Source organism: Nocardioides aquiterrae (assembly GCF_039526625.1).
GTDB lineage: Bacteria > Actinomycetota > Actinomycetes > Propionibacteriales > Nocardioidaceae > Nocardioides > Nocardioides aquiterrae.
In genome coordinates, this window is record NZ_BAAAJE010000015.1 from 32,768 (window position 1) to 46,014 (window position 13,247).

Below are 13,247 nucleotides of genomic sequence, written 5' to 3' on the forward strand. Positions count from 1 at the left end.
CGGCGAGCGGGGGCTCAGCCCCGCGAGTCCTCCGCCACCCACATCGCGTCCACCGGGTCGACGACCAGGACGGCGGACCGCGACTCGCGCACGACGGCGCGGACGACCGAGCCGAGGTGGTGGGACACCCGGTTGCCGGTGCGGTGCCGGCCGACCACCACGAGGTCGCAGCGCCGCGACTCCTCGATGATCGCGTCCGCGGGGCGGCCGTGCCGCACGGCCAGGTCCACCGGGACGCCGGTGAACTTGGCGGTGAGCGGGTCGAGGTCCTCGCGCAGCCGCGCGGCGAGCTCGGCCGAGTGGGCCTCCTTGCGCCGGCCGTCGAAGACGACGTCGTCGAACGCCTCGCTGTACCGCCACGTGTGCACGACGCGGAGGGTGGCCGCGCGGGCCAGGGCCTCCTCGAACGCCGCCTGCAGCAGGTGGGCGGTGCTGCCGACCTCGTCGACCCCCACCGCCACGACGCCCGCCGCGTGCTCCGGCACGGACCAGTACGGCGGCACCGCGATCACGGGGAGCCGCGACCTCGCCGCGACGGCGCTGGTGACCGAGTACGTCGGGACGTGCCGGTGCTCGGCGCCCATCCGCTCCGGCTGCAGCACGATCTCGGCGCCGCCGGCGCCGGCCTCCACCAGGGCGGCCGCCGGGTGCCCGACGACGAGCTGGGTGGTCACCGGCAGGTCGGTCCCCAGCTCGCGGCGGGCCTCGTCGGCGACCTCCTCGAGCATCCGCTGGGCCTCCTGGAGGACGGGCTGGCGGGTGACCGCGATGGGGTCGGCGTCCGCGCCGGTGAGCAGCGGGTGCAGCGCGTGCACCAGGTGGACCGGCAGGCGGCGCCGCCGGGCCTCGTCGACGGCGTACCGGACTGCCGCTGCGCTGTCCTCCCGGCCGGCGATGCCGACGATGATCTTGTGCGTGCTGTTGTCCATGTCGACCTCCTGCGGACCTGCCTCGATCAGCACCAGGGTCCGTCCCAGCGACCGGCCCCGGTAGGGCCGTTGGGCCCCTCAGCCCGGGCCCCGCGCCTGCCAGGCGCGGAAGGCCTCCACCGCGGTCGGGAGGGTCACGAAGAGATGGTCCTCGCCGATCCGGTCGAGCAGTCCGGTCGGCCGCAGGACGTCGCGGAGGTCCTGCTTCAGGCGGGCGAGCGCGAGGACGATGCCGCGGTCGGCCAGCCGGGTGCGGACGTCCTCGAGCACGTCGGTGGCGGTGATGTCCACCTCGACCACCGCCTCGACGTTCAGCAGCACCCACTGCACGGGGTCGGGGCTGTGGTCGACGGCCGCCAGCACCCGGCGGCGGAAGTCGTCGGCGTTGGCGAAGAACAGCGGCGAGTCGTAGCGGTAGACGAGCAGGCCCGGGACCCGCTCGGCGCTGGGGTAGTCGTCGACGTCGTGCATGCCGGCGACCCCCGGCACCAGGCCCTCGATCGCGTCGTGCGGGCGCGCGACCCGGCGCAGCAGGTCGAGCACCGAGAGGCCGATCGCGACCAGGATGCCGTCGAGGACGCCGAAGACGAGCACGCCCACGGTGGTGGCCAGGGCGAGGATCAGCTCGCTGGTGCGGAACCGCGCGAACCGCACCAGCTCGGACACCTCGACGAGCCGGATGGCGGCGTACACGACCACCGCTCCGAGCACCGGCAGCGGGATCGCCTCGAGCACCGGGCTCGCGGCCAGGACTACGAGCAGCGTGGAGGCGACGGTGGCCAGCGCGGCCAGCTGGGAGCGGGCGCCGACGCCGTCCGCGATCGCGGTGCGGCTGCCGCTGCTGCTGACCGGGAAGCCGTGCAGGAGCGAGGCGCCGACGTTGGCGGCACCGAGGGCGAGCAGCTCCCGCTCCGCGTCGACCTCGGGCGCGCCGCGGCGGGAGAAGGCGCGCGCCGTCAGCACGTTGTCGGTGAACGCGACGAAGGCGACGCCCAGGGCCGGGATCCACAGGTCCCGCAACGCCTCCGCGTCCAGGTCCGGGACGCCGAGGCCGGGCAGCGTGGCCGGGACGTGCCCGACGAGGAGCACGCCGTGGCCCTCGAGCACCAGCAGCCGGGCGGCGAGCGTGCCGAGCAGCACCGCGGCCAGCACGATCGGCCCGCGCCGCCAGACCAGCGCCCCGAGCAGCATCGCGACCAGCGTCCCGAGCCCGAGCAGGAACGACGGCACGTGCAGGTCGCCCAGGTGGCGGACCAGGTACCAGAGCTCGGCGAAGAACCCGTCGACGTCCACCCGGATCCCGAGCAGCTTCCCGAGCTGCGACACGACCATGATCGCCGCGATGCCCGCCATGTACCCGACCAGCACCGGCCGCGAGAGCAGGCCGGCCAGCGCGCCGAGGTGGGCGACCCGTCCCAGCACGCACACCACGGCGACCAGCAGCGCGAGCGTCGCCGCGTACGCCGCGGGGTCGGCGGCCACCGCCGGCGCCGCGGCGAGCGCGGTGGCCGTCATCAGGGCCGTGGTCGACTCCGGCCCGACCGAGAGCACGTGGGACGAGCCGAGCAGCGCGTAGCCGCACATCGCGCCCACCGCGGCCCACAGGCCGGTGGCCGGCGGCAGGCCCGCGATCTCGGCGTACGCCATCACCTGGGGGACGAGGTACGCCGTCACCGTCAGGCCCGCGAGCAGGTCCCAGCGCAGCCACTCCCGCTGGTAGTGGCGGATCCAACCCGGCACCAGGACCGCGGCGCGCATGGGGGACACAGTAGGGAGCCCCTCAGCCCGCGGGGAGCCGAACGCGTTCGAAGCGTGGGCGGTAGAGGTCCGGGTCCTGGCAGACCGCGGCCAGGTCGAGGTTGTTGCGGCTCCAGGAGACGACCATGGTGCCGGGCCGGGGGAGCAGGTCCGGGTGCGCGAGGGCCATGTACTGCACCTCCCCGGTCGCCGGGTTGCAGGGGATGCTCAGCAGCTCGGTGGGTGGCCCGAAGGGGCCCCACGGGTGGTCGGCCGGCCACACCGCGAGCGCGGTGCCCCGGAACTCGTCCTGCTTGCTGAGCGCGCACCACCGGCCGCCGGAGGGAAAGACGCTGAGGGTCTGGGAGACCGCGCCGACCTCGCCGACGACCGGCACCGCGGCGGCCGCGTCGTCGGTCCAGGCGGCGCCGTCCCAGTAGTGCCAGGCCGCCGGGTCGTCGATGTCGCGCACCCGGGTCCGGGCCACGCGCAGCGCGCACCCGTGCAGGCCGCTGATCGGGCGGGTGGACGTGCCGTAGAGGTAGACCCGGTGCCCGACCCGGGCGAGGCGGCGCCCCAGACGGGCGTCCCGGAGCCGGCGGCGTCGGGGCCCCGGTCCGTGATCCCCCGCAGCCGCGGCCGGCGGCCGTGCGGCACCCCGATGACCGCGACCGACGGGCCGAGGATCTCGAACCCGAAGGTGCCGGGCGGGACGGCGCGCACCCGCTGGCTGAGCACGACGACCGTGGTCCGGCGGTGCCGCTCGATCGTGAACCCCGACATCGGCCAGTAGCCGACGCCGTCCGCGCGGTCGGGGAGGACGGCGCTGCGGGCCGGGCCGCTGACCGCCTGTGCGCACTCGCCGTCGACGAGGAGCAGGGAGTCGTGGACGAACCTGACCAGGTCCGGGTCGGACTGGAGGGTGTCGGCGAAGAACCAGAGCCGGGACCCGTGCTGCGCCCGGGGCCCGCGCGCTCATGGCAGGAGGACCACGGGGCAGGGGCTCTCCGGCAGGACGCGGCAGATCGTCGCTTCGGGTGCCGTCCGCGACAGCACGAGCGACCGGGACCCCCGGGCCTCGTCGAGGAGCTCGGCCTCGTACGAGTCGGGGGCGTGCCACGCGTACAGCACGCGCAGCGAGGTCTCGTGGACCCGGGCGATCTCGAGCCCGCACGCGACCAGCGCGCGGGCGCGCGCCGGGTCGGACACGCCGAGCAGGACCGGCCGCCGGTCGTCGGGCACGAGCGTCCAGCCCGGAGGGACCGCCGCGAGCGCGGGGGCGGCACCGGCGAGGTCCGCCAGCAGCGCCGGCGCGTCCTGCCGGCGGACGACGACCAGGCGCGTCTCGCCCGCGGCGGCGAGCTCCGACGACGCCGCGGTTCCGGGCGTCGCCCGGCCCTCGACGGGGACACCCGGTCCGGCCATCAGCTCGGCGTCCGCCACCGCCGCCGCGACCCGGCGCTCGGCCCGCGCCCGGTCGCCGGGGGAGTGCGGGTGCACCAGGTGCAGGGCGCAGCCGTGGAGGAGCGCCTCCCAGGTGGCGTACCGGAGGAGGGCCTCGGCGTCACCGTCGGGAACGACGACGAGGATCGCGCGCTGGTCGGCGGCGAGCGTCACGGCGGTCACGACCTCTCGCGAGGCTCCGGCTCCTGCACCGGGACCACGGCGACCGGGCAGGCCGCGTGCTCCACGGTCGCCACCGCGTCGTTGCCGACGTGGTGGCGAGAGGTGCCCACGACGACCAGGCTCGCGCCGTCGGCGTGCCGCAGGAGGCCCTCCGCCGGGCGGCCCCGGGCGACCTCGAGGTGCAGCCGGACGTCCGGGTGCCGGGCGGCGACCGGGCCGGTGGCCTCGGCGAGCATCGCCCGGGCCGCGGCCACGTCCTGCCCGTCGGGCTCGGGGAGGCGCGTGGGGATGGTGCCCGCGATCCCGTCCGGCACCGACCGCAGCGCGGTCACCCGCAGCCCGTGCAGCTCGGCGTACTCGAAGGCGAACTCCAGGACGGGCGCCGCGCAGGCGGCCGACTCCACGCCGGCGACCACGCCGCCGGTCCCGCCGGTCGACCCGCGCACCACCACGGTGGGGGTGGTCGCGTGCCGGGCGAGCGCCGCGCCGACCGAGCCGACCAGCAGGCTGCGGACCGGCCCGCGGCCGTGCGACCCGACGACCAGCAGGTACGCCGCCGCCCCTCGGTCGAGCAGGACCTCGCGCGGGTCGCCGGTGACGACCTCCGAGCGGATGGTCAGCTGGGGGTGCCGGTCGAGCATGGAGCGGCGGGCCCGCGTGACGGCCTTCTCGCCCTCGACCTCCAGGGCTCGCTGGAGCCGGCCGGCCTCCAGGCTCGCGTCCACGGACCAACCGATCCCCGCCATGCTGGGCAGCGCGACGGCGTGCACGAGCTCCAGGTCGGCTCCGGCGAGCTGCGCGTGCCGGGCGGCCCACGCCAGCGCGGCGTCCGCTCCCTCGGAGCCGTCGACCCCGACGACGACGGTGCGCGGAGTGGTGGTCATGCCTCCACGATGGTTCGCGCTGGCCCGACCGGCCACGGTCCCTCGGCCGCGGCGGGCGGGACCAAGGACCCCTCAGTCGATCAGGACCTCGGAGAGCGGGCGGCGCGGGGTCCGGGGGAGCGGGCTGCGGGCGATCTCCTGCCAGCCGACCCGGACCACCAGCTCCGGGTGGAGGTCGCCGCCGAGGATCTCGCGGAGCGCCCTGCGGGTCCGGTGGATCTCGACGGGCTGGCTCAGCGGGACGAGCGAGAGCCCTTCCTGGGCGGCTCGCGCCCAGAGCCGGCACAGCAGCTCGCCGGTCCGCAGCCAGGCCACCGGGTCGTCCTCGGTCGCGCACAGCACCAGGACGCCGTCGGTCGACCGGACGTCGTCGGTGGCCTCGGCGGGATCGCCGTCGTAGCGGGACGGCCGTCGGTCGCGGTGCTGGTCGGTCGCGAGCGTCGCCGCAGGGACTCCGTCGTCCGGGCCCCGCTCGATCCAGGCCCGCTGCTCCTCCTCGTAGCCGGGCAGGACCTGCTCCAGCCGGGTCGCCTCGCGGGCGACCAGCTCGACCCGGATCCGGTCCGCCGGGGCGGTCAGGGGAACCACGGTCACCCCGGTCTCGCCGAGAGACCGCGCCAGGCGCTCCAGGAGGCCGGTCGGGATCGGCCACGACGTGAAGCGGCGCCGGTCGGTGTACCGGAGCTGCAGCAGCCGGTGCGCCTCCTCGGCCGCGGGCGTGGCCCGGCCGGGCTCCAGCACCAGGGTCGCCAGGTGATCGGCGAGCCGGCGATCGCCGGCCTCGACCTCGGCCGTCCAGCCGAGCGCGGCGGCGGCCACCCGGGCGTACTCCAGCGCGGCGCCGCAGCTGATCACCAGGTTGCGCCCCGTGGGGTCGGTGACGGCGAGCTGGCGGGTCCGGTCGGCGTACAGCTCGAGCCGGTTCCCGCGCGCCCCCCACAGCCACGGCTGGGTGTTGTGGATGCTCGGCGCGCCGCGGGCGAAGTCCACGACCTGGCGCACCGGCGGCGCCGGCCGGTCGACGCGGCGCAGCACGTCGGGGACCATCTGCATGCTCCTCACGTCCTCAGGTCCTCGGGCCCGTCCTCAGCCACTGACCCGTACCTCGACCACGCCGAGGACGGTGTGCGCGACGACGTGCGCGAGCGAGCGCTCCGCGACGCCGTCCGGGCCGGCGATCTCGACCGCACCGTCCTCGACCTCGACCAGCCAGTCCCCGTGGCCGAGCGACGCGAAGAGCGCGTCGATGTCGGCGGCGATCACGTCGTCGGACCGGGCCAGCGCCGCAACGACGTCGCTGCGGCTGACGATGCCGACCAGCCGGCGGTCCTCGTCCAGCACCGGGAGGCTCTTGGCACCGGTGGAGGTCATCAGCTCGACCGCCGTCGCCACGTCGTCGTCGATGCGCACGGACACGACCGAGCGCGTGCACACCTCGGCGACCGTGTGCGGCGGGTACAGCGGCTCGATCACGATCGGGCGCTCCTGGGCGCGCGGGTCGCGCGCGACCGTGTCGCTGATCAGGTCGGCCTCGCTGACGATGCCGTACAGGCGGCCCGACGGCTCGACCACCGGCAGGGCGGTCACGCCGCGCCGGGCGAGCAGCGTGAGCGCCTCCTTGACGGAGCTGCGCCGGCTCACGGTGACGGGATCCTGGGTCATCACGTCTCGCACCAGCATGGCTGATTCGCCCCTTCCGAGCTTCCCCTGGTCGCGACGGCGGTCCGCCGTCACGCCCAGCGTCGCTGCCCGGCGCTGCGCGACACAGGGACGAAGGTCCTCCGCACGCGGGGCCATCGACCGAGACCGGGCCGGTCCGCGGGTCGTACGTTGGGGGCATGACGGAGCCCGAGGCACGAGCAGGCGGCGAGCGCCGACCGATCACGGTCTACCTGCTCGACGACCACGAGCTCGTGCGCCGCGGCATCCGCGACCTGCTGGAGAGCTCGGGCGACATCGAGGTCGTCGGCGAGTCGGGCCTGGCCCAGGAGGCCGCCCGGCGCATCCCGGCCCTCCGCCCGGACGTCGCGATCCTCGACGGGCGGCTTCCCGACGGGTCGGGCATCGAGGTCTGCCGCACCATCCGGTCGGTCGATCCCGGCATCAAGGCGCTGATCCTGACGTCGTACGACGACGACGACGCGCTGTTCGCGGCGATCATGGCCGGCGCCTCGGGCTACCTGCTCAAGCAGGTCCGCGGCGACGACTTCGTCGAGACCGTCCACCGGGTGGCCGCCGGCCAGTCCATGCTCGACCCGGCGGTCACCGCCCAGGTGCTCGAGCGGCTGCGCAGCGGCCCGCCGCGGGACCCGGTCACCGACCAGCTGACGCCGAAGGAGCACCAGATCCTCGACCTGATCGGCGAGGGGCTGACCAACCGCCAGATCGCGACCCGGCTGTCGCTGGCCGAGAAGACCGTGAAGAACTACGTCTCCGCCCTGCTCGCGAAGCTCGGCGTCGAGAGCCGCACGCAGGCCGCGATCATCGCGACCCGGCAGCACGGGGAGAGGTGGATCTGAGGGGCTAGGCTCGTCTCCGACGGATCCATGTCCGAGGAGGGAGCGATGGGGGACCAGGCCGACCCCGCGCCGACCCTCACGGGGGTGGGTTTCGACGACCTGCTGCGCGAGGTGATCGACCGCGTGCACGGCGCCCTGGACGACCGGGCGCGCTGGCAGCTGCTGCTCGACGCGGTCGTGCACATGGCTGCCGACCTCTCGCTGGACGAGCTGCTGACGCGGATCGTCGAGATCGCGGCGGACCTCGCCGGCGCGCGGTACGCCGCGCTCGGCGTGATCAGCGACGGCTCCGACCGCCGGCTGCAGACGTTCGTGACCCACGGCCTGTCGGCCGAGCAGATCGCCGGGATCGGGGAGCTGCCGCGCGGGCTCGGCCTCCTCGGTCACCTCATCGACCGTCCGGAGGCCGTGCGGCTCACCGACATCGCCGAGCACGCGTCGTCGGTGGGCTTCCCACCGAACCACCCGCCGATGGGGTCGTTCCTCGGGGTCCCGGTGCGGATCCGGGAGAAGGTGTTCGGCAACCTCTACCTGACGGAGAAGAACGGCGGCGGGGCGTTCACCGACGAGGACCAGCAGATCGTGATCGCGCTGGCCGCCGCCGCCGGCGTGGCGATCGAGAACGCCCGCCTGCACGCGGAGGCGGCCCGGCAGGTCCGCTGGCTCGCGGCGACCACCGAGGTGACCACGCGGCTCCTCAACCCGCACTCCGGCGACGAGCCGCTGCAGCTGGTGGCGGACCGCGCGCTGGAGCTCGCAGACGCCGACGCGGCCTGGGTGACCGTGGGCGCCGCGCCCGAGGACCTCGCCGTCCGCGTCGTCGCGGGCATGCAGGCGAGCCCGGACGAGCTGGCCGGCCTCGACCTGAGCCAGTCCCTGGCGGCCCAGGTGATCTCCAGCGGCGTCCCGGTCGCCGTCGAGGACCTCGCCGCCGACCCGCGCGCGCTGGACGTCTCCCGGCCGCTGGGCTGGCCGGCCCTCGGCCCGACGATCATCGTCCCGCTGCGGACCGCCGCCGGGGTCTCCGGTGTCCTGGCGCTGTCCTGGGTGCGGGGCCGCACCGACGCTTTCGAGTCCCTGGACCCCGAGCTCCCGACCCGGTTCGCGGAGCAGGCCGCGCTCGCGCTCGAGGTGAGCCGCGCCCGTCAGGACCAGCAGCGCCTGGCGCTGCTGGAGGACCACGAGCGGATCGGCCGGGACCTGCACGACCTGGTCATCCAGCGGCTGTTCGCCGTCGGCCTCCGCCTGCAGGGGATCGCCCGGCTCTCGGAGCGGCCGGAGTCCGTGGCGCGGATCGAGGAGGCCGTCGACGAGCTGGACGGCACGATCCGCGACATCCGCCGGACGATCTTCGACCTCGGCTCGGTCGAGGACGACACCGACATCCAGTACGCCGTCACCCAGCTCGTCGACCGGGCGACGAGCACGCTGAAGTTCCGGCCCCGGCTCAGCTTCCGGGGGCCGGTCCGGTCCCAGATCGGCCCCGAGGTGGCGCCCGACGTGCTCGCCGTGCTCAGCGAGGCGCTGTCGAACGCCGCCCGGCACGCCCACGCCAGCTCGGGCTCGGTCGAGCTCGACGTGACCGAGGGCGTGCGCCTGACGGTCGTCGACGACGGGGCCGGCCTGCCCGCGGAGGTCTCGGAGAGCGGCCTGGCCAGCATGCGGCGCCGCGCCGAGCGGCGCGGCGGGCGCTGCACGGTGACCTCCGGCGCCGGCGCGGGCACCACCGTCGAGTGGTGGGTGCCGGCGGGCTGAGGCCGGGCGGCGCGCGGCCGTCCTCGCAATTGAACGCTCAGCCTCGGTTACCCGTGCGTATGAGCAGGCTGGGCGTTCAATTGCGCGACCACGCACCGACCGCGGGCCCCCGGCCCCGCGGGCGGCGCGCGGGCTCAGCCGGCGGCGGCGGGCGGAGCGGGGTGCTCGTGCAGGTACCGCAGCGCGATCCGGCGCCCCCAGGCCCGGGCGCGGTCCAGCTCGCCGTCGACGAGCGGGCCCTTGACGTCCTCGACGAAGAACGGCGCGGGCCGCTCGGCGACCGTGAAGCCGCGACGGGCGAGCAGGTGGACGGCCCGGGTCGAGGCCGCCTTGGGCAGGTGCCGCACCTTGGTCACCCGGGTGTCGAACGCCGCGGCCGGCCGGTGCCGGCCCTCGTCCGGGTCGAGGGCGGTGATCCACTCGCGCACCCCCGTCTCGGCCCGGTCCGCGCGGGCGCCCTGGCGCACCGCGTCCTGGCGGGTGCCCGGGCGGCTGAGCGAGAAGGCGTGGGTGGGCGCGCCGACGACGAGCAGGTCGTACTCCTGCTCGCCGGCGCGGCCTGCGGCCCGGACCTCCGCCACGACGGCATCGACGCCGCCCTGCTCGAGTCCCTCCACCACCGCCCGGGTCACGCTCTCGGTGCAGCCGAACATGGACTCGTAGACCACCAGTGCGCGCGGCCGATCGGCCGGAGTGTCGCTCATCGCCGGGACCTCCTCTGGTCACCTCCAGCCTGCCGCCGCACCCACCCCCGTCCTACCGCCTTGCGCCCCCTCGGGCCGGGTCCTTGGTCCCTACAGCCGACCCGGCGGCCGGCTGAGCATGGAGGTGACGGAACTGCGCCGTCACGGGCAGAGGAGGAGACCATGAACGTCATCACCAGCCCGGTGGTCGTCGGCGTCGACGGCACCGCGGCGAACCGCGGTGCGCTGCGCTACGCGGTCGAGGAGTCGCGACGGGCCGGCAGCACGCTGAAGCTGGTCCACGTCGTGCCCGACTACGTCCCCATCTCGCCGTTCATGCCGGTCACGCCGGGCGACCTCACCGACACCGGCACGCAGGTCCTGTCCAACGTCGAGGACGCCGTCCGCGAGATCGACCCCGGCGTCGCGTTCGAGGGCTGGCTGCACCACGGCAGCCGCAGCACGGAGCTGATCAAGGCCGCCGAGAACGCCGGGATGCTGGTCGTCGGCCGCGACGACCGCCCGGTCCTGTACCGGCTCGTGGACGGCGACACGGCCACCCGCACCGCGGCGCGGGCGCCGGTGCCCGTGGTGGAGGTGCCGGCGAGCTGGCACGACGACCCGGGCGCGCCCGAGCGCCACGCGGTCGTGGTCGGCGTCAAGTCCGCCGCCCACGCCGACGAGCTGCTCGGCCACGCGTTCGCGATCGCCGACGCGCGGTCGGCGCGGGTCGTCGTGGTGCACGCCTGGAAGCTGCCCAGCGCCTACGACGACATCATCGAGTCGCGGATCGCCCTCGAGCAGTGCGAGCGCGAGGGCGCCGCCGAGATGGAGACGCTGCTGCACGACTGGCGCGTGGCGTTCCCCGCCGTCGAGGTCGAGGTCCGCGTCGTCCACGACCACGCCGCCCGCGCGCTCGTCGAGGCGTCGCGCGAGGCCGACCTGGTCCTCGTCGTACGCCGGGCGCACGGCGTCCCGGCGGCCGCACACCTCGGCGGCACGGCGCGCGCGGTGCTCCGCGGCGCGGAGTGCCCGGTCATGGTCGTGCCGCCCTCGGTGGTACCGGAGCTGCCGGACCTCGTCCTCGAGGCCGGCGGACAGATCAGGAAGTAGGGGGCAGTCATGAGCGACAACGAGTTCCGAGTGCTCGTCGCGGTCGGACCGGACGGGGCCCGGGACGGCACGCTGGACTTCGCGGCGGCCGAGGCACTGCAGCGCGGCACCGGCGTCGAGCTCGTGCACGTCGTGCACTCGCTGGTCGTCGTACCGAGCAGGGCCGACCACGTGCAGGCGCTGGACACGGCGCTGCTCCGGGTCGGCCGCACGGTGCTGACCGACGCAGCCGAACGGATGCGCGCCCGCGTGGACGGGGCGGTTCCGCTGAGCACCGAGATCCTGTCCGGACCGGTGCCGGCGACGATCGCCGACCGCGCCGCCGGGCGCGACCTGGTCGTCCTGGAGCGGCGCGATCCCGACGTGGTCGACCGGCTCCTGACGATGTCGGTGTCCACCCGGGTCGCCGCGCACGCGAAGGCCCCGGTCGTCGTGGTCCCGCACGGCTGGGCACCGGCGGCGGGTCCGCTGCCGGTCACCGTCGGCGTCGACCACCCGAGCGAGGCCGCGGGCCAGGTCGAGACCGCCGCGGCGTACGCCGTCGCCAGCGGCCGTGAGCTGCGGGTCCTGTACGCGATGTGGCTCGCCGAGCCGTACCAGGACACGTTCTTCGTCAACCACACGCGCGAGCAGTGGACGGCCGAGGCCGACCTGGAGCTGCAGCAGGCCCTGGAGAAGATGGGCGACCTCGGCACCACCGTGACCCGCGCCGTGCGCTGGGTCCGCCCCGTGGACGCGCTGGTCGACGCCACCCGCCGGTCGGCGGTGGTCGTGCTCAGCCGCCGACCCGACCACGGTCCCCACGGGACCCACCTCGGTCCGGTCACCCGCGCCGTGCTCCGCCACGCCGCGTGCCCGGTGCTGGTGGTCGACCGCACCTAGCCCACCCCAGGAGGAGCGATGGCACCCTCGATCGTTCGCACCGCCCACGCGCTCGTGGCCCCCGGCAAGGGCATCCTCGCCGCCGACGAGAGCACCCCGACGATCGCGAAGCGACTCGCCACGATCGGCCTGGAGTCCACCGAGCCGGTGCGGCGCCGCTACCGGGAGGTGCTGTTCACGACGCCGCGGCTGGCCGAGCACATCAGCGGCGTGATCCTGTACGACGAGACGATCCGGCAGCACACGACGGACGGCACGCCGTTCCCGCGGCTGCTGCTGGACGCCGGGATCCTCCCCGGGATCAAGGTCGACGCGGGCACGACCCCGCTCGCCGGCTTCCCCGACGAGGTCGTGACCCAGGGTCTCGACGGGCTGCGCGAGCGGTTCGCCGAGTACGCCCAGCTCGGCGCCCGGTTCGCGAAGTGGCGGGCCGTGATCCGGATCGGCCGCGGACGCCCGTCGGCGACCTGCATCCAGGCCAACGCCCACGGGCTGGCGCGGTACGCCGCACTGGCGCAGGAGGCCGGGCTCACGCCGGTCGTGGAGCCGGAGGTCCTCATGGACGGGCCGCACTCGCTCGACCGCTGCGCGCAGGTGACGACCACCGTGCTGCGCGCCGTCTACGACCAGCTCGCCCGGCACCGGGTCCGGCTCGACGGGACGCTGCTCAAGCCGAACATGGTGCTGCCCGGCACCGACTCCACCGAGCCGGTCACCGACGAGACGATCGCGGTCCGCACGCTCGAGGTGCTGCGGAACGCCGTCCCCGCGGCGGTCCCGGGCATCGTGTTCCTCTCCGGCGGCCAGACCGACGAGGAGGCCACCGCGCGCCTGGACGCGCTCAACCGGCACGCGCCCCAGCCCTGGGAGCTGAGCTTCTCCTACGGCCGCGCGCTGCAGGCGCCGGTGCTGCGGACGTGGCGGGGCGACGAGGCGAACGTGGCGGCCGCGCAGTCGGTGCTGCTCGAGCGTGCGGCGCTCAACGGCGCCGCGCGGTACGGCAGCTACGAGGCCGGCATGGAGCGGGCGGCCGGCTGAGGGTTTCGGCTGCTGACAGCCGAAACCCGCACGACACGCCGGCGCGCATCGGCGTGTCGTGCGGGTTCTGGCTGCCAGGCG

At 75.4% G+C, this 13,247-nt stretch carries 14 protein-coding genes; 6 read left to right on the forward strand and 8 right to left on the reverse strand.

Translation table 11 applies throughout. The features are described 5' to 3' along the window. Positions 1 to 14: 14 nt before the first annotated feature. The 3 genes from ABD086_RS14400 to ABD086_RS14410 form a co-directional block, all read right to left on the reverse strand. Positions 15 to 929 (reverse strand): universal stress protein, encoded by a 915-nt coding sequence (locus tag ABD086_RS14400; protein WP_343908256.1) that lies wholly within the window; start codon positions 927 to 929, stop codon positions 15 to 17. A gap of 78 nt (positions 930 to 1,007) precedes the next feature. Continuing rightward, positions 1,008 to 2,687, reverse strand: coding sequence for a SulP family inorganic anion transporter (locus ABD086_RS14405; RefSeq protein ID WP_343908257.1), 1,680 nt, complete (start codon positions 2,685 to 2,687; stop codon positions 1,008 to 1,010). A gap of 22 nt (positions 2,688 to 2,709) precedes the next feature. Next, the gene (locus tag ABD086_RS14410) at positions 2,710 to 3,153 is read right to left on the reverse strand and encodes a glycoside hydrolase family 183 protein (protein ID WP_343908258.1); all 444 of its coding nucleotides are present in this window, start codon (positions 3,151 to 3,153) and stop codon (positions 2,710 to 2,712) included. 63 nt (positions 3,154 to 3,216) lie between these two features. Between ABD086_RS14410 and ABD086_RS14415 the strand changes: the two genes are divergently transcribed. After that, the gene (locus tag ABD086_RS14415; protein WP_343908259.1) at positions 3,217 to 3,459 is read left to right on the forward strand and encodes a hypothetical protein; all 243 of its coding nucleotides are present in this window, start codon (positions 3,217 to 3,219) and stop codon (positions 3,457 to 3,459) included. Positions 3,460 to 3,641: 182 nt separating this feature from the next. Here the strand turns inward: ABD086_RS14415 and ABD086_RS14420 are convergent, their stop codons facing one another. The 4 genes from ABD086_RS14420 to ABD086_RS14435 all read right to left on the reverse strand — a co-directional run bounded on the left by ABD086_RS14420 (position 3,642) and on the right by ABD086_RS14435 (position 6,856). After that, positions 3,642 to 4,292 (reverse strand): hypothetical protein, encoded by a 651-nt coding sequence (locus tag ABD086_RS14420; protein WP_343908260.1) that lies wholly within the window; start codon positions 4,290 to 4,292, stop codon positions 3,642 to 3,644. Next, positions 4,289 to 5,176, reverse strand: coding sequence for a universal stress protein (locus ABD086_RS14425; protein WP_343908261.1), 888 nt, complete (start codon positions 5,174 to 5,176; stop codon positions 4,289 to 4,291). Before ABD086_RS14425 ends, ABD086_RS14420 begins: the two co-directional genes overlap by 4 nt. 72 nt (positions 5,177 to 5,248) lie before the next feature. Then, entirely contained in the window at positions 5,249 to 6,229 is a 981-nt protein-coding gene (locus tag ABD086_RS14430; RefSeq protein ID WP_425571640.1) for an Acg family FMN-binding oxidoreductase, read from the reverse strand. A 33-nt stretch (positions 6,230 to 6,262) separates the two neighbouring features. After that, entirely contained in the window at positions 6,263 to 6,856 is a 594-nt protein-coding gene (locus ABD086_RS14435; protein ID WP_343908263.1) for a CBS domain-containing protein, read from the reverse strand. A 158-nt stretch (positions 6,857 to 7,014) separates the two neighbouring features. On the opposite strand from ABD086_RS14435, the gene ABD086_RS14440 reads away from it, so the two are divergent. Both ABD086_RS14440 and ABD086_RS14445 read left to right on the forward strand, forming a co-directional pair. Further along, positions 7,015 to 7,695, forward strand: a complete 681-nt coding sequence (locus ABD086_RS14440; protein WP_343908264.1) for a response regulator — start codon at positions 7,015 to 7,017, stop codon at positions 7,693 to 7,695. Between the two features lie 45 nt (positions 7,696 to 7,740). Beyond that, positions 7,741 to 9,450: a sensor histidine kinase gene (locus ABD086_RS14445; protein WP_343908265.1), complete on the forward strand. Its 1,710-nt coding sequence runs from the start codon at positions 7,741 to 7,743 to the stop codon at positions 9,448 to 9,450. Between the two features lie 134 nt (positions 9,451 to 9,584). Here the strand turns inward: ABD086_RS14445 and ABD086_RS14450 are convergent, their stop codons facing one another. Then, a complete protein-coding gene (locus ABD086_RS14450) occupies positions 9,585 to 10,154 on the reverse strand; it encodes a flavodoxin family protein (protein WP_343908266.1) in 570 nt (189 codons plus the stop codon). A gap of 162 nt (positions 10,155 to 10,316) precedes the next feature. On the opposite strand from ABD086_RS14450, the gene ABD086_RS14455 reads away from it, so the two are divergent. Genes ABD086_RS14455 through ABD086_RS14465 form a run of 3 tightly spaced genes read left to right on the forward strand, consistent with a single transcriptional unit; the run spans position 10,317 to position 13,166 of the window. Next, a complete protein-coding gene (locus ABD086_RS14455; RefSeq protein WP_343908267.1) occupies positions 10,317 to 11,246 on the forward strand; it encodes a universal stress protein in 930 nt (309 codons plus the stop codon). Between the two features lie 9 nt (positions 11,247 to 11,255). After that, positions 11,256 to 12,128, forward strand: coding sequence for a universal stress protein (locus tag ABD086_RS14460; RefSeq protein ID WP_343908268.1), 873 nt, complete (start codon positions 11,256 to 11,258; stop codon positions 12,126 to 12,128). Between the two features lie 18 nt (positions 12,129 to 12,146). Further along, positions 12,147 to 13,166, forward strand: coding sequence for a class I fructose-bisphosphate aldolase (locus tag ABD086_RS14465; protein WP_343908269.1), 1,020 nt, complete (start codon positions 12,147 to 12,149; stop codon positions 13,164 to 13,166). The last annotated feature ends 81 nt before the right edge of the window (positions 13,167 to 13,247 follow it).

Bases quoted from the DNA above. Each gene is read 5' to 3' on its own strand.
- ABD086_RS14400 (WP_343908256.1), bottom strand. From the start codon at position 929: ATGGACAACAGCACGCACAAGATCATCGTCGGCATCGCCGGCCGGGAG.
- ABD086_RS14405 (WP_343908257.1), bottom strand. From the start codon at position 2,687: ATGCGCGCCGCGGTCCTGGTGCCGGGTTGGATCCGCCACTACCAGCGG.
- ABD086_RS14425 (WP_343908261.1), bottom strand. From the start codon at position 5,176: ATGACCACCACTCCGCGCACCGTCGTCGTCGGGGTCGACGGCTCCGAG.
- ABD086_RS14430 (WP_425571640.1), bottom strand. From the start codon at position 6,229: ATGCAGATGGTCCCCGACGTGCTGCGCCGCGTCGACCGGCCGGCGCCG.
- ABD086_RS14435 (WP_343908263.1), bottom strand. From the start codon at position 6,856: ATGCTGGTGCGAGACGTGATGACCCAGGATCCCGTCACCGTGAGCCGG.
- ABD086_RS14440 (WP_343908264.1), top strand. From the start codon at position 7,015: ATGACGGAGCCCGAGGCACGAGCAGGCGGCGAGCGCCGACCGATCACG.
- ABD086_RS14445 (WP_343908265.1), top strand. From the start codon at position 7,741: ATGGGGGACCAGGCCGACCCCGCGCCGACCCTCACGGGGGTGGGTTTC.
- ABD086_RS14450 (WP_343908266.1), bottom strand. From the start codon at position 10,154: ATGAGCGACACTCCGGCCGATCGGCCGCGCGCACTGGTGGTCTACGAG.
- ABD086_RS14455 (WP_343908267.1), top strand. From the start codon at position 10,317: ATGAACGTCATCACCAGCCCGGTGGTCGTCGGCGTCGACGGCACCGCG.
- ABD086_RS14460 (WP_343908268.1), top strand. From the start codon at position 11,256: ATGAGCGACAACGAGTTCCGAGTGCTCGTCGCGGTCGGACCGGACGGG.
- ABD086_RS14465 (WP_343908269.1), top strand. From the start codon at position 12,147: ATGGCACCCTCGATCGTTCGCACCGCCCACGCGCTCGTGGCCCCCGGC.